At 67.2% G+C, this 15644-nt stretch carries 13 protein-coding genes; 2 read left to right on the top strand and 11 right to left on the bottom strand.

The window, feature by feature from the left end; translation table 11 throughout:
- Positions 1-587, top strand: a 587-nt coding sequence (locus GHT07_RS20760) for a Tn3 family transposase (protein WP_153587002.1), incomplete at its 5' end; no start/stop codon positions are given.
- A gap of 274 nt (positions 588-861) precedes the next feature.
- Here the strand turns inward: GHT07_RS20760 and GHT07_RS20755 are convergent.
- The 10 genes from GHT07_RS20755 to GHT07_RS20710 all read right to left on the bottom strand — a co-directional run bounded on the left by GHT07_RS20755 (position 862) and on the right by GHT07_RS20710 (position 13787).
- The gene (locus tag GHT07_RS20755) at positions 862-1857 is read right to left on the bottom strand and encodes a Bug family tripartite tricarboxylate transporter substrate binding protein (protein ID WP_153587001.1); all 996 of its coding nucleotides are present in this window, start codon (positions 1855-1857) and stop codon (positions 862-864) included.
- 161 nt (positions 1858-2018) lie between these two features.
- Complete coding sequence (locus GHT07_RS20750) at positions 2019-4709, bottom strand: LuxR C-terminal-related transcriptional regulator (RefSeq protein ID WP_153587000.1); 2691 nt, start codon at positions 4707-4709, stop codon at positions 2019-2021.
- A gap of 9 nt (positions 4710-4718) precedes the next feature.
- The gene (locus GHT07_RS20745; RefSeq protein ID WP_153586999.1) at positions 4719-5288 is read right to left on the bottom strand and encodes an NADPH-dependent FMN reductase; all 570 of its coding nucleotides are present in this window, start codon (positions 5286-5288) and stop codon (positions 4719-4721) included.
- A 4-nt stretch (positions 5289-5292) separates the two neighbouring features.
- A complete protein-coding gene (locus GHT07_RS20740; RefSeq protein ID WP_153586998.1) occupies positions 5293-6045 on the bottom strand; it encodes a maleate cis-trans isomerase family protein in 753 nt (250 codons plus the stop codon).
- On the bottom strand, positions 6042-7874 hold the full coding sequence (locus GHT07_RS20735; RefSeq protein WP_153586997.1) for an FAD-dependent monooxygenase: 1833 nt from the start codon (positions 7872-7874) through the stop codon (positions 6042-6044). Before GHT07_RS20735 ends, GHT07_RS20740 begins: the two co-directional genes overlap by 4 nt.
- Positions 7867-8874 carry a fumarylacetoacetate hydrolase family protein gene (locus GHT07_RS20730; protein ID WP_153586996.1) on the bottom strand — a complete coding sequence of 336 codons (1008 nt, stop codon included), beginning with the start codon at positions 8872-8874 and terminating at the stop codon, positions 7867-7869. Before GHT07_RS20730 ends, GHT07_RS20735 begins: the two co-directional genes overlap by 8 nt.
- Entirely contained in the window at positions 8871-10040 is a 1170-nt protein-coding gene (locus GHT07_RS20725; RefSeq protein WP_153586995.1) for an acetyl-CoA acetyltransferase, read from the bottom strand. The genes GHT07_RS20730 and GHT07_RS20725 overlap by 4 nt, the downstream gene beginning before the upstream one ends.
- On the bottom strand, positions 10037-11563 hold the full coding sequence (locus GHT07_RS20720; RefSeq protein ID WP_153586994.1) for a class I adenylate-forming enzyme family protein: 1527 nt from the start codon (positions 11561-11563) through the stop codon (positions 10037-10039). Before GHT07_RS20720 ends, GHT07_RS20725 begins: the two co-directional genes overlap by 4 nt.
- A gap of 7 nt (positions 11564-11570) precedes the next feature.
- Positions 11571-12557, bottom strand: a complete 987-nt coding sequence (locus tag GHT07_RS20715) for a Bug family tripartite tricarboxylate transporter substrate binding protein (RefSeq protein ID WP_153586993.1) — start codon at positions 12555-12557, stop codon at positions 11571-11573.
- 21 nt (positions 12558-12578) lie between these two features.
- Entirely contained in the window at positions 12579-13787 is a 1209-nt protein-coding gene (locus tag GHT07_RS20710; RefSeq protein ID WP_153586992.1) for an alpha/beta hydrolase, read from the bottom strand.
- Between the two features lie 89 nt (positions 13788-13876).
- On the opposite strand from GHT07_RS20710, the gene GHT07_RS20705 reads away from it, so the two are divergent.
- Entirely contained in the window at positions 13877-14704 is an 828-nt protein-coding gene (locus GHT07_RS20705; RefSeq protein ID WP_153586991.1) for a helix-turn-helix transcriptional regulator, read from the top strand.
- On the opposite strand, the gene GHT07_RS20700 is transcribed toward GHT07_RS20705, so the two are convergent.
- Complete coding sequence (locus tag GHT07_RS20700) at positions 14695-15321, bottom strand: VOC family protein (protein WP_228488473.1); 627 nt, start codon at positions 15319-15321, stop codon at positions 14695-14697. The genes GHT07_RS20705 and GHT07_RS20700 overlap by 10 nt on opposite strands.
- Positions 15322-15644 lie beyond the last annotated feature (323 nt).

The raw sequence follows: 15644 nt of genomic DNA, 5'->3' as shown, positions 1-15644 counted from the left end.
TCGCCGCCGTGTGTGAGGCCAGCGTGGACACGACACTGATCGAAGCTCATTGGGACCAGCTGGTGCATCTGGCGGCCTCGGTGCAGACAGGTCACGCCAGTGCGGTGACGGCGCTGGCCAGGTTCGGGGCGGCCGCCAGAGGAGACCCGATCTACGACGCCGGTGTGCAGCTGGGCAAGCTGCTCAGGACGGCCTTCCTGGCGGACTACTTCGTCAATGCCGGCTTCCGCAGGGAGCTGCGCCGGGTTCTTAACCGGGGCGAGGCGGTGAACGCACTCAAGCGTGCGATTTACACGGGCCGTGTAGGGCCGGCCCAGGCCCGGCGTGCGGACGAGATGCAAGCCGTGGCCGACGCCTTGAGCCTGCTGGCCAACATCGTGATGGCATGGAACACGGCGCAGATGCAGGCGGTACTGGACCGGTGGGCCAACAGGCGCCAGATCGTGCCGCCGGAGCTGACCGGGCGCATCGCACCGACGCGGCTGGAGGGCATCAACCTGCGCGGCGTCTTCCGATTCCCGCTGGAGCGCTACGCCGGTCAGATCCTGCCGTCACAAACTGCAGCGAAAACGAGTGCTGGCGGCTGAAATCGACCACGCAAACAAGCCCTCAGCGGCCGATCGGGAGACCAACAGAAACTCAAGGCGTGACAAGCACTTGCGCGTGCTACTGGCGCCGACCCCGTGCCAATGCTCGCTCTGCGGGGAGGCACGAACCGTCACTTTCTGCACTGAAATCAAAAGGACCCCGTGGAGCTTGCTTTCCGCGATGAAACCAACGGAGCGCGCACGCCGGTGTTCCGGCCGATCGCATCGGGGTCGTCGAACACAAGGTGATCGAGACCCTGGCGGCCCGTGGCGATCAGTCGAGCTTCACCTTCGAAGTGCGGATCACCTCGGACCACTTGCGGATGTCCTGCTCGTAATACTGGCCGAATTCGCGATGCGTCATCGTCGGCGCGACGAACCCGAGTTCACTTGCCTTGGCCTTGTAGGCGGGCGTGCCGGAAACGACCGCGATCGCCTTGGCCAGCTCCGCGGCCACGGATGCCGGCGTCTGGGGCGGGGCGAGGACGCCGATCCAGTTTTCGTTCTGCATGGGCAGGCCCTGCTCGGCGAAGGTCGGCACATCGGGAACCGCACCGACACGCTCGACCGATGTGACGCCCAGGAACTTCAGCTTCGACCGGAACGAAGTCGAGCCGGCCACCACGGAGAACATCACGTCATAGTGGTCGCCCATCAGGCCCTGCAGCGCCGGCTTCATCCCGGCGTGCGGCACGTGCGTCGCTTCGGCGATGCCGGCGGCCTGGCAGAAGGCAATCGAGACGAGGTGGCCGCTACCGCCGGTGCCGGCATTGGCGATGGTCAGCCGCTGCTTGCGTGCGAGCGCGATGAGCTCCTGCAGATTCGTCGCAGGCAGGCCGGGTCTTGCGAGAAGAATGAACGACGTGGAGCCCAGTGGAGCCAGCGGAACGAACTTGTTGGGGTCGTACGTCGTCTTCGAGAGTTTCGGAAAGATCGAGAGCGCATCGGGAGCGCCGATCAGGAGCGTGGTGCCGTCGGGCGGCGCGGCGTAGACGTGGCCGGACCCGATGGAGCCGGTGGCGCCCGGCCGGTTCTCGACGACCACCGTCTGCCGCAGGTACTCGGCCAGGCCCGGCGCGATCATGCGCGTGAGGATGTCGGTCGCGCCGCCCGGCGGAAAGGTGACGATCAGCTTGACCGGGCCGGACGGTCTCCATGCGGCTTGCGCGCGCGCCGGCGCCACGGCGCCGAAGCCGACGGCCGCCGCGGTGGCCGCGAGCAGCCGCCGGCGGCTGACGGCTTGAGGGGAAGGGGGGGTTTCGATGTTCATGAATTCACTCCGTGGATGGACGACGCGCTCGTTCGAGGAACGGCTCTTCGGTCGCAGCGCGACGGCGTGAAGATAGGGACAGGGGGCGTGGGCCGCATCGTCGTTTCGGATGAATTTCGATGACCGATGGGCCCAGCCCCGAAGCTGCCAGCAGGCCCGGGTCAGGCGATCAGGCCGCTGCGGCGCGCGACCGCGATCGCCTCGATGCGACTTCGGGTGGCCAGCTTGCCGTTGATGCTGCGCAGGTGCGTCCGTACCGTCGTCTCGCCGACGAAAAGGCGCGCCGCGAGCTCGGTGTTCGACAGGCCCTCGGCGGCCAGGCGCAGCACCTGCAGTTCACGGCGGCTGAGCGATTCACCGCCCAGGGGCGGACCCGCGACGGCTGCAGCCTCTTCGCTGCGCGATGGGCTCGATCGCGGCGCCACGATGTCGAGGAAGGCCAGTGTCCCGGGGGACAATTCGACGCCTCCCCGAGTCGCGCACTGGGCGCGCAACTCGGCCACCATCTGCAGCATCTGCGCGCCCTCGTCGAGGAACGCGCGCAGATAGCCCTCGCGGGCCGCCGTGTCCGCCACCGTCGCCAGCAGGCGCATCGACTTGTTCCGCTGGCCGTCGCGGTACAGCGCCTGCGACAGCAGCAGCGTGAGCGTCAGCGCCCGCCTTTCCCGCCGTGCGCGCCGCGCGACGGCAAGCTCCGCGTTCAGCGAGGCAATCGCTTCGGCGGGCCGGCCGGCGCGAATTGCCCAGCGCGCGCAGGCGACGTCGTACGTCTCGACCTCGTTCGCACGGTAGGAGAGCCGCGCCACCCGCGCCCACAGCACGGGTGCCGCGCAGCGGTCGAGCTCGTCGCGTGCCTGCTCCAGCCTTTCCTGCAGGAGGAGAAGGCGAACGCGTTCGAGCCGAGAACTCGCGACCACCCTCGGCAGGCTCTTGAGGTGGCCGACCCGCTCGAGCTCCATCAGCAAGCGCTCGGCGCCGTCGGCGTCCTGCCGCCCGGCCAGGATCCGCGCCATGACGACGTGCGCGACGATCAGTTCGTCGGGGATGCAGACACCTCGGGTCAAGGGGATGTAGATAGCGAGCAGGCGTTCCGCTTCTCCGAGTTGTCCGGCTTCGTACAACGCCAGGGCGAGCGGCACGCCCGCCAGGACGTTGCCGTTGGTGGCGCGGGTCGCATCCGTGGCGCCGGCGTTCGTTGCAAGGTGCAAGCCCACGATCGCGTTGCGCAACCGTCCCTGCACGAGGTGCACCGCACCTTCGGCCGCCTCGGACAGCGCGAGGTTGAAACCGCTGGCATGCGACGGCTGGTGCGCGCGGGCGGCGTCCACCAGGCGTAGCGCCTCGTCGTACCGCCCGGCGATCAGCGCGAGGTTGGCCCGCGTCACTTCGAGGAAGCCGCTCACGAATGCCTGGTCGGAGGGCACGTGGGCCAGCACCGCCTCGGCCAGCGGCAACGCCTCGTCGGTGCGGTCGTTCAGCATGAGGAACAGCGGGCGCATCGCCATGCGGTGGGCCCTCACGGCAGGATCGGGGTCCGCACGCGACTCCAGCCGCTCGAGGAGCCGTTGCGCGGCACGGGGTCCGCGGGCAAAGAAGACCGCCCACGCGTGCACGACCCGCAGCATCGGATGCTCGTCGAGCTGGCCCCTGTCGTGCAGCGGATCCAGCCAGCGGGACAACAGGCGCACGCGGCCCTGGTCGAGCAGCTCCTGCGCGTGGCGCGCCAGCAGTTGAAGTGCGAAGGGGAGATCGTCACCGGCCAAGGCATGCTCGATGGCCGGCACCGGGCGGTCCTCTCCGGCAAACCATCTCGCTGCGGCGCGATGGATCGCGGGCACCTCCTGGGGCATGTGGTGCACCAGTTCGGCCCGCAGGAATTCGGCGAACATGCCGTGGTAGCGGTACTGGCTGCGATCGCCCTCGAGCGGAGTGAGGAAGAGCTGGGCCCGGTCGATCGTCCGCAATATCGCGCCGCTGCCTTCGCGACCGCGAATCACGTCGCACAAGGCGGGGTTCAGCTCTCGCAGCACGCTCGTTCGCAGGAGGAAGTCGCGCACGACGTCGCTCTGGCGCGCGAGCACGGTCTCGGCCAGGTAGCCGACGACGGCCGAGTTCGATCCGCTGAAGCCGGCGATCCACCGCCCCGGTTCCTTCCGGCTCGCCAGCGAGAGGCTGGCGAGGCGCAGCGCCGCGGCCCAGCCTTCCGTCGTCACGTACAGGCGACGCACGTCGGCCGGATCGAGCGGCAATCCCTGCTGCTGCCTCAGGAAGACGTCGACCTCGGCCTCGGTGAACCGCAGGTGCTCGGGTTCCACGTCGAGCAGCCCGCCCCGCACGCGCAAGCGGCCGAGCTCGAGTGCGGGTACGCCGCGCGTCCCGAGGATCACCTGGGCTTGCGGCGGCAGTCGCTCGATCAGCTCCCCCATGATGGCCAGGGCCACGGGGTCGTGGACCGACTCGAAATCGTCGCAGAACAGCGACAGTGGAGCGGGGTGCGCCGCCACGGCGTCGATCAGCGCGAGGGCGAGCCGGTCGGGCCCGCGCGCCTCGAGCTGCGCCGGGTCGGGCAAGCCCGGGACCAGGGGTCCAAGTGCCGCAGCGAGGCTCGTTAGGAAGCGGACGAGATCGTTGTCGGCCCGATCGAGGGTCAGCCACGCCGTCGGCCGCCCGGCCTGTCGAAGATGGTCTCGCACCTGGAGCATGGCCGTGGTCTTGCCGAAGCCTGCCGGGGCGCGCAACAGAACGAGCCGCGCCCCCGCGGCTGCCAGGATTCGCCCGCACAACGCGGTGCGCGGGATCTCCGCGGTCGGATGCTGCGGTGGGCGCAGTTTGGCCGAAATCGCCGTGTGCAAGGTGTCAGGTCACGCGACGCCGGTCATCCGGCGGACGCCGCCGATCCAGCGTTCGAACGCGGCCATCTGGTCGCTCGCAATCTTTCGGGTCGTCTCGTCGGTGCAGCTTCCGTCCGCACCGAACTTCGCGGCGGCGGCACCGATGAACACTTCGGGCTTCGCCATGACGTGCGCGTTCATGAACAGCAGCACCTTCCTCAGGTCGTACTGGACCCGAGCACCGCCGAGAGCGCCGGGCGAGGCCGAGAGGATGGCGACCGGCTTGGCGGCGAACGGCTGGTCGTCCCCGCGGCTGATCCAGTCCAGTGCGTTCTTCAGCACGCCGGGCACGGAGAAGTTGTATTCGGGCGTTGCGATCACCACGCCTGCAGCCCGGCGGATCCGTTCACGCAGCGCGAGCACGGGCGGCGGAAAGCCGTCGGCGAGCAGGTCTGCATCGAAGAACGGAACTGCGCGGAGGTCGGCCACTTCGAGCGTCATGCCATCGGGCAGGGATCGGCCGATCAGGTTCAGTGCCATGCGGTTGATCGAGCCCGCGCGCAGGCTGCCGCACAGGCCGACGATGTCGAGTCGGGTCATGGCTTCAATACGCTCCGGAAAGCAAAGACCCGAAGCCGGGGGAAAGGGTTTTCAGCTTCAACCGCTTCAGCATCATGTACGTGGTGCAGACCGCGGAAGAAACGACGGGAATACCGGTTCGGTCCTCGATGAGCTGCACCGAACCGAGAGACGGCATCTGCACGCAGGCCGAGGCGACGATCGCATCCACGCCCCGCGTGTCGAGCCGTTTCGCGATCTCCGCGGGCGCGAGCGGATCCAGGCGCCCGACTTCGAGGTTGTCGCTGATCTCCAGAGAGATGCTGTCCGCGACTTCGATCCCTTCGTTCTCGAGGTAGTCGACGACCAGCTTCGTGAGCGGCTTCATATAAGGCGTCAGGATCGACACCTTCCGCGCGCCCAGCGCGCGGAGCCCGTCGACGAGGGCCCCCGCACTCGTCACGACGGGGGTCGGCGCGCCGTTTTCGAGCGCCAGCCGCTGCAGCCGTTCCTCGGAGGTGCGGTGATAGCCCAGGCCCATGCTCATGATGGCCACCAGGCACGCATACCCCATGACGTCCACGCGCGCGTCCGAGAGTTCCAGCGCGCACCGGTCGCTGTCGCGATCCATCGCCGCGAGCTCCTCCTTCGTGACGTGCTTCATTCGCATGCGGCTCGAATGAAACGTGAACCGCTCCGGTTCGACTTCTTCCCGGGCCCGGAGCATGGCCGGGATCTCGGTTTCCATCGTCGTGTTCGAAGACGGGACGATCTGACCGACACGGATCGCTCGCTTCATCCCGGCACCCCGCTCGACTCCCGCACGAGCGCTTGCTCAACTGCATCCGTGCCGCGTTCCTGCCGACACAGCACGCTGCCCACGGCGGCCACCAGCGCCTGCGCTTCGCGTCCGGACTCGATTTCCGCGCGCCAGGCGACGTGCTGATCGGGCCGCACGAGAACCACGCCGCGCGGGCCGATTCCAGCGACGTCGCGCCATGCATGCTCCGCGTCGGAGAGGCGGGAGTCAGGTGAAATCGCGGCGACGTCGACGGCAACGCCATGCGTGCGCAGCACCTGGGCCGCGGCCTGCTCCCATGCGGCCTCGGATTGCGCGACGAGAAGCAGGAAACGACCGGGACGCACCAGGTCCAGGCTGCTCACGGACACGCCTTCTTCTTTCCGCACCCAGACGTGCGGAATGCGGTGTCCGGGACGTGCGACGGGAACGAACTTCCGGCCCCAGGGATCACGCGGCGGCGGGGGACTGCAGTCAGGCTGGATGGATTGCGACGCGTAGCTGTAGCCCAGCTCGAGATCGTGCGCCTGGTACTCCATGGCGTGGACGCCCATGACGTGTTCGAGGCGTGCGCGGCGGGAAGCGCCGTCATCCGTCGGCGCGAACAATGCGCCGAAATTCCTCTTGCTCGTTTCCGGATCCGTCCTGACGAGGCCGATGGCGGCATCGGTGAGCTGATGGTTGTTCAGCGTCAACAGGGCCCAGTCCACGTTTCGCTTCGCCACGGGGCGGCGCTCTTCCTCGTACGTGTCGAGCAGTGCGTCCGGCGCGTGGCCGCGCAGCACGAGCGCCAGTTTCCATGCGAGGTTCTGCGCGTCCTGGACGGCGGAATTCAGGCCGAGCCCGGTCGTCGGCGGGTGACGATGCGCCGCGTCACCCCCGAGGAAGACGCGGCCGAACCGGAAACGATCGACGAGCACGCCTTCGGCCTTCCACCGGCCCACAGCCAGAATCTCCGGCTCGAAGTCCGGAAGCCTGAGCAGGTCGCGGATCCGCGGCAGCAGCATGGCGTCCTCGAACTGTTCCGGATCGTCGGGTCGGAAACCGAAGTGGAACATCCACTCCTCGGAGTGCCTGTCGAAACGTGTCGGGCCCAGCTTGCCGAGGACGCCGCTGGACCAGGAACCGCCGCTGTCGGGGTTGCAGAACCACCACGACATGACGTGATCGTCGTCGATCCAGTCGGAAAGGTCGGCCTTGAAGTACACCGTCACCATCGACGCGATGTCCCGTACGCCTTCCATCTTCGCGCCGAGCATCGGCCCGACGGTCTTGCCTCCGTCAGCCGCGACGACGTACTTCGCGCGGACCCGGATCTCCTTGCCGGTGGCGCGGTCGACGACAGTGGCCACAACGCCATCGGGCTCCTGGTCGAGCGCCTTGAATTCATGGTTGTAGAGCAGGCGCCCGCCGCGCTGCTCGTGCACCGCCTTCAGCAGGGGCTCGAGCCGCATCTGCGGATAGATGGTGCTCGGGCACGGGCTGTCCTTCGCGTAATCGGTCAGGCCGCCCCCGCCCATCGCCTCGGTCGTGTAGAACGTTCGCCGGTCGAGCGGTCCGTCGCCGGCCAGGCTGGTCCGCCAGCTGATCCTGTGGAAGTTGTCGATGGGAATCGAGCGCTCGTAGATCCGGTCGGCGATGGCGTGCTGCCGGAAGATTTCCATCGTCCGCTGGTTGAGGTATCGCGCCTTCGGGTTGATCGGCGGGCCCGGATGGCGCTCAACGACCAGGGACTCGATGCCGGCGTCCGCCAGGAAAATCGAGGCGCTGAGCCCGAAGCCGCCGGCTCCGACGATGAGGACGGGAATGTCGATGGGGTTGTTATGCATGTCGATTCTCAGGTTGCGGCAGTTGCTCCAGCCGCTGGTCGATGGCTCCGAACACGGAACGGCCGGCCCGGTCGAACAGTTCGAGGCGATAACTGTCGCCGAAGCGCAGGTAAGGCGTGCGGGCGCTGCCTTCCGCCATGTGCTCGCGGCCGCGGAGCTCCGCGATGCAGCCGCAGCCGTGACGGCGGTCCTCGTTCCCCATCGTGCCCGCGGCAACCAGGGTGCCGGCCACCAGCGGACGTGTCTTCGCGGCATGGGCGATCAGGTCGGGCCAGGTGTAGATGTTGTCCTTGCCGGGGTCGAGGTCGCCGAGCACCTGGCCACGCACGTGCACGAGATACCGTCCGCCCAGGAACTCGCCGGTCCACAGGTCGCCGGCTTCGTCCGGCGTGATGGCGAAGGGCGCCATCGAGCTCACGGGCTTGCTCTGCAGGAATCCGAAGCCGCGGGCCAGTTCCGGCGACGCCAGCTGCCGCAGCGAAACATCGTTGTAGAGCACCAACAAGCGGATGTACTTCGCCGCCTGCGAGCGTTCCACGCCGGCGGGCACGTCGCCCACCACGGCAGCGAGCTCGGCTTCGATGTCGACCCCCCACTCCTCGTCCTTCAGCAGCCTCAGGGGCTCCGTCGGACCGACGATCGGGGCCGAGCAGCCTTCGTACATCAAGGGCCGCACGTAGAAGTCCTCGGGCAGGGGCACGCCCCGGACGGCCCGGATCGGGATGATGTGGTGGGGATAGCACCCCCCGTCGAAGTAGGCGAAGGCGCGAGGAAGGGGCGCCATGAGCTGGTCGACATCGATCTCGAAGTCGTCCGCCACGTCGTTGCTCTCCAGCCTTTGCGACAACGCCTGCAGGTCCGGCGCAACGGCGTCCCACCGATCGAGCGCCGCCTGCATCGTCGGCGCCACGGCGCCGGCCGCCACCGCCCTCTTCCTTGCCTTGTTCACGACGAGCAGCGTGCCATCCGCACTCCCGTCCCGCAATGTCGCCAGAATCATCGTTGCCGCTCCAGAATGCTCACGTAGTTGGCGACGCCGAGGCCACCCATGTTGAAGACGCCGCCCACCGAGGCGCCGTCGATCTGCATGCCGGCAGCCTGGCCACACAGTTGCATGGCGGCCAGTGCATGCATCGACACCCCTGTCGCGCCGATCGGGTGTCCCTTGGCTTTCAGCCCGCCAGAAGGGTTGATCGGCAGCTTTCCGCCCTTGTAGACCCACCCTTCGTCGAGCGCCACGTGAGCGCGCCCCGGCGGTGTCAGACCCATGGCCTCGTACTCCATCAGCTCCGCAATCGTGAAGCAGTCGTGGCTCTCCACGAAGTGCAAGTCCCTCAGGGAAAGCCCCGCGGACGCCTCGAACGCCCGCTGCCATGCGATGGAGGCGCCTTCGAGTCGGGTCCGCTCGCGCCGGCTGGCGGGCAGGAAGTCGTTGACATGGGCGGTGCTGCGAAACGCGACGGCTTTCTGCGATGTGCGCGCGACGTCGGGATGGGCGATGACCACCGCAGCCGCGCCGTCGGAAATCGGCGAGCAGTCCGTGCGCTTCAGCGGGGCCGCGATCAGCGGATTGCCGGGCGATTCCCGCAGGCAAAACTCCAGGTCGAGCTCACGCTGGAACTGCGCGTAGGGGTTGTGGAGTGCGTTCGCATGGTTCTTGACGGCGATCCGCGCAAGGGCGTCGTAATGATCGCCCCAGCGATCGAAGTAGGCTGCCGCGATGTCGCCGAACACGCCGGCGAAGCCCGCCGGATGCGCGGCCTCTTCCCGGAGATAGGAGGCCCCGCGCAGCGCTTGCGTCGCACCGGCCGTCGACACATCGGTCATCTTCTCCGCGCCGACCACCAGCGCGATGCGCCCGCGCCCCGCTGCGATGAAGTCCAGAGCCCCGTGGATGGCCGCCGAACCCGTGGCGCAGGCGTTCTCGTAACGCGTGGCGGGCTTGAACCGCAGCGATTCGTTGGCATGGAAGGGCAGCGACGAAGGGAAGTCCTGCTCGGAGAATCCATTGTTGAAGAGCCCGACGAAGATCCCGTCCACGTCTGCGCCGCTCACCCTGGCGTCATCGAGCGCCTCGCGCGTCACGCGGACCATCAGCGATTCGACGGTTTCGTCGCCCAGGCGGCCGAACTTCGTGTGTGCCCAGCCCACGATGCACGGATTCATTTGGAGGCCCCCTGCAGCGCGCGTTCGCGCAGTTCGCGCTTGAGCACCTTGCCATACGCATTGCGCGGCAGCGTCTCGACCCAGTGATAGGTCTTCGGCCGACGATAGTCGGCAAGTTCACGGGTACAGCGCTCCGCGATCTCCGCGGTCGTCGGCCGCTGTGCGCCGGACGGCACGAGGAAGGCCGTCACGGCCTCTCCCCAGACGGGATCCGGCAATCCCACGACGGCAGCCTCCGCAACGCCGGCGATGGAAGCGAGCACGTCCTCGACCTCCCGCGCGTACACGTTGGAGCCGCCGCTGATGATCATGTCCTTCTTGCGGTCGACGACGAACAGGTTGCCATCCTGGTCGAGATGGCCGATGTCGCCCGTATGCAGCCAGCCGTCGACCAGGGTCGATGCGGTTGCGTCCGCCCGGCGCCAGTAGCCTTCCATCATCTGCGGAGCCCGGGCGCAGATTTCGCCTAGCTGGCCCGGGGGCACGTCGAGGCCCGAGTCGTCCACGATCCGCAGGGAAACGCCGCGACAGGCCTTCCCCGCGGAACGAATCAGCCCGGGCTGCTTCCCCGAAGCGATGCGCGCGTGCGACTCCCGGTCCATGACGGTCAGGAACATCGGCGACTCCATCTGGGCGAACGACTGGACCAGCACACCTGGGCTGAAGGCACCGAGCGCTGCCGTCAAGGTTGCCTGATCGATCGGCGAACCCGCGTAGTAGAGGGACCGGAGGCTCTGGAACTTCTCTCCGCGATGCTCGTTCAGGAGCATGCGAATCATCGACGGCACCAGGAAGAAGTTGGTGATTTCATGTCGGCCGAGCCAGTTCAAGGTCTCGCGCGCGTCGAATTTCGCTGCGACGTAGTTCGTTCCGCCCACGTCGAAGGTCGGCAGCATCAGGAAGCCCGCCCCGTGGGTCAGGGCGGCCACATGCAGGGTGCGTTCCCCGTCGCGATAGTCGAGGTACTCCTTGACGTACTCCGCCGCTTCGCGCCAGGATCGATGCGACAGCATGACGCCCTTCGGCGAACCTGTCGTGCCGCTCGTGTACATCAGGGAGAACAGTTCCTGCGGCTCGACCGCGACAGGCTCGACTCGTGGGGCATCCGGGGCCCAGCGTTCGAGTTCGCTTCGGGCGACCCGGACCAGGCCGGGTAATGCGCACAGGGCGGGCCGGCTCGCGAGAAGGTCGTCGTCGCCGATCAGCAGGGCCGCTTCGGCGTCCCTGACGAAATGGGTGTGCTCGGCCTCCAGGAGCCGCACGCTCATCGGGACCGCCACCACCCCCGCGGCGGCGCAGCCGAAGAACACCTGCACGTACTCGGGCGAATTGCGCATGAGCATCGCGACACGATCGCCGCGCCGCAAACCCAGGCGCAGCAGTGCCGCGGCGACAGCGTTCACCTTCGCCGCGAGCTCGTCGTAGCTGAGCCTGCGCTCCGGGCCGCCTGCGCCCAGTTCGACGACCGCGCAGGCGTCGGGCGACTGTATCGCCACCCTGTAGATGGGCTCTGCGATGTTCATCGGGGACCTACTCGCCACGGATGCCTCGGCTGGCGATCAGCGGGTGCCACGTGCCGATTTCACGATCGACCAGGGCCTGGAACGCCTCGCGAGAGCTTGTGATCGTCTCCACGCCCATCTCCCGGATCTTGCGTTCGACGGCGGGATCCTGGACCGCCTTCGCGTATTCCGCCCGAAGCTTCTCGATGATGGAAGCGGGTGTCCCGCGCGGCACGACGAGGCCTTGCCAGGCGAAGAGTTCCACGTCGGCCACACCCGACTCGGACAAGGCGGGGACGTCGCCGAAGCCCGCCAGGCGCTTCTGCGAGAGGGCCGCGATCGCGCGCAACTTCCCAGCTTGAACGAGGGGCAGCGCCGAGATCGAGTCCAGGACCATGAAAGGAACATGCCCCGCGATGACGTCCTGGACGGCCGGCCCGCCGCCCTTGTACTGCGCAGCCTGCACGTCCAGCCCTTCCCGAGCCAGGAGGAACTGAGTGGCCAGGTTGTGCGGGGTGCCAGTCCCGGGCGACGCATAGTTGAGCTTCCCCGGCTGGCTCTTCGCCAGGTTGACGAGCGAGCGGTAATCCCGGGGGGCAAATCCCGGGTTGGCCACGAGCAGCAGAGGGATCTTCGTCATCAGGGTGACGTAGTCGAAGTCCTTCTTCACGTCGTACGGAATCTTCGGAAACAATGCCGCGTTGTAGACAAGCGTTCCGTTGTCCGCGGTGAACATCGTGTAGCCGTCCTTGGGCGAGTTCTTCAGCTGCTCGGCGGCGATCATCGACGACGCACCGGGCTTGTTGACCACGACCACAGGCTGCTTCATGTTGACGGACATGGCCTGGGCAACGACACGCGCGAAGGTGTCCGACCCTCCGCCGGGCGCCGCCCCGATGATCCAGGTGATGGGACGGGCGGGGAAACCGGAAGCGTCCTGTCCCGACGCCGGCGTCGAAAGAAAAGTCACGGACAGGGATGCGAGAAGGATCTTCGGCAGAAGCGATTTCATCATGGGGTGTCTCCTTGAATCGGGTTATGCGGCAATGCCGCGAACGTGCTTCGTGGAAGTGCGCATTCCACGGTCCTCGAGCCAGCCGTGAATCAACTGTGTGGCGTCGGACATCAGCTTCGGCTGGCCCGCGTAGTAGTGCGTCGCCCCCGGAATCAGGTGGAATGTCTTGTCCGGCGACGCTGCCGCCTCGTACAGAATTCGCGAGTGCGGCTGAGGGACGGCATCGTCGGCACCGTTCTCGATGACCAGCAACGGCGCGCGCACCTTGGCGGCACAGACCGGTCCGTTCGCACAAGTGTCGTCCAGCGACCACTGCGACAGCCACGATCGCAGCGTGCTGAAGCGACCGAGGCCCACCGGCCCGCTGTTCACCGTCTCGGGGTTCCCAAGATAGCACCAGCGCGGTTTGCGTCCGTTCGGATCGAGCGCGGGATCGATGTAGCGGGGGTCCGCCAGCGTGCGGTGCACGACAAAGCCCCGCTCCATCTCGCCCCCCCCGCGGGCCTTCAGTGCTTCCAGGGTTTCCCTGGCACGCGCCGTGATGCGACGCATCCGCGCGATCTGTCCAGCCCGGTAGCGCGCGATGAATTCGGGCGTGTAGGGTGGCTGGTTCGGGTTGCGCGGGTTGTAGATGTCGAGCTCGGGATCGCGGTCGTCCGGATTCAGTTCGTCGCGCACCGAGGGGTCGATGCTCTCCGTCAGGAGGTGGCTGCGCGACAGGTGAGCGGCCTGCCAGACCACCGCATCCGCCGGAATCAGGCCCGCGCCCTTGACGTCCACCGGATCGCCGGCAGGCGTGTGCGTGATGCTCGGTGCCTCCGCCTGGGACTGGTAGGTCATCGAGAGCGAACCGCCGCCGCTCCAGCCGACCAGCACCACGTTGCGGTAGTTCCAGACTTTCTTCGCATGCCGGATGTAGGCGCCCAGGTCCAGCAGGACCTTCTCCATGATCAGCGCGGCGTCGTTGCGCTGGTAACGGCTCCCGGCGCACAGCACATGGGCGCCTGCGGCCACCATGGCCCGCGGCACCGGCAGCAGCTGCATGGTGGAGGACGGGTGCATGTAGACCAGCAAGGTTTCGGAAGGGGCCAGCCCTGCGGGCCGCAGGCGCAACCCTTCCAGGTTGACCTTGCCCTGATTCCCGGCAAAACCGTAGGTTTCGGTGAATCTGGTATGTTCCTCGTACGCGAGATGCACCCATTCGACATGGATGGCGGTGTCGGCGGTCATGTGCGGCTTCCTGTCTGCAGTTGGGGTCGATTGCCGTTAAGTGAAAATTCTGATTCGCCCTCGGGCGACCGGATGTAACCTGCGCAGAGATGAACAGCCTGAAGACCTGGACCGCCCCGCCGGCAGCCGAGATGCCTTACGGTCACCAGAGCGCGCTCGCTCGCGTGGTCGCGGCGATCGGCAGCGATGCGCTCGGCCCGTCGCTGGCCGCCTATCTGCATGGTCTTTGTGGCGCCGACCACTTTGCGGCTTTTCATATTTACGGCGACGCGGTGACGGAAGTTGCCGCATGCTGCGTCGAACCGGAGCACACCCAACGCGACCTGGTGGACCGTTATCTCGGCCAGGGGGGCTGGCGACATGATCCGGCGATGGTTTCGGCGCTGCGCTGCGTGAGCGTGCCGAAGCCCATGTTGATCCATCCGGACCTGGGCCACCGCGACTACGCGGACCTGAGGTCGCAGTTGTACCCACGGATCAGCGACCGCCTGCTGCTGTGTGGAAACGTCGGTGGCCGGGGCTTCGGCCTGAGCGTGCTGCGGCAGCGGCCGCACGGGCGATTCGGCAGCGGCGCCATCGATACCCTCGTCGACACGGCCGAACTGCTCGTGGCCTTGTTGGGCCAGCATGCGCAGCGAGGGCAGACACATGACGCGGGCGACGCCCTTCGCTCGCTTGACGTCATCGAGAAATGCATCGCGGTGCAGGCGGCGATGCCGCGGCGCGAGTCCGAGGTCTGCGCGCGCATCCTCTACGGCCTGTCGACCACCGGCATCGCGCTGGACCTGGGCGTCGGCGAAGAGACCATCAAGACCTACCGGAAGCGGGCCTATCACCGCCTGGGCATCGGCAGCGAACGCGAGTTGCTCAACTGGTACTTGCATCTCTGGAGCAGCCGCAACCGCCCTCACGCGTAGCGCTTGCGCGTTTCGCGGATCATCTCGATCAGCGCCTGCGGCACGTCGCGACCCTCGCGCTGGGCGGCTTCCTTGCAGTCGAGCCATGCCTTGAGATCGGCGTAGCCTTGTTCCGTATGGCGGTTCCAGTCCTTGTCCAGGGGCGTCGTGATCTCCAGGCGGAATCCGTTCGGGTCGTGGAAATAGATCGACAGGATCAGGCCCTTGTGGTCGGTCGGTCCCACCACGTCGAGCCCATTGCTCTTCAACCACTCGTACCACTTCAACACCTCTGCGCGGTCCTTGGCCTGGAGCGCCATGTGCGTGAACAGGGGGTAGGCCGGGTGGCTCGGCGTCGCGGGCTGCGGGATGCCGGGCAACTCGAAGAAGGCGAGCGTGGAGCCGTCTCCCATGCGGAAGAAGATGTGGAAGTAGGGAATGGCGTCGCCCGTGGACGGAACGCGATCGTCGAAGATCGTGCTGGCCAGCTCCATGCCCATGATGCGCGTGTAGAAATCGGTCGTGGCGGCCACGTCGTGCGTGATCCAGGCCGCGTGATTGAGCATGCGCGGCGTCAACCCGGGGTTGGCGGGATACGTGCCCGCCGGGGACAACGGTTCCAGGGTCGTGAGAGTCATAGGGCGATCTCCTTGGAGGGTTCGATGCCCGGATGATCCGGCAGTGCCGCTAGGCCGTCAGTCCCCTTGCGGGGGGACCGGGGCAATCGCCTGCACCCCCAAGCGGTTGTCAACTTGGGGGCTCATTGGTAATCAACGGAAACGTCCGGCTATGGCCGGTTCCAGCCCTCGCGCAATGAAGACAGTCCATCGAAAACTCGAACCGGGGCCCACGATCACTTGAACGCGGCTCAATGTTGCGCAGTTGCGCATCTCAGTTCGGCCCCGGCTCAAAAACTTCTCGTCGACGGATCGCGCGGTTGATGTCCCCGGGAGTGGTGTAA

Source organism: Caenimonas koreensis DSM 17982 (assembly GCF_009646335.1).
Lineage (GTDB): Bacteria > Pseudomonadota > Gammaproteobacteria > Burkholderiales > Burkholderiaceae_C > Ramlibacter > Ramlibacter koreensis.
The sequence above is the reverse complement of the archived record's forward strand: the minus strand, read 5'-3'. Positions and strand labels throughout refer to the sequence as shown.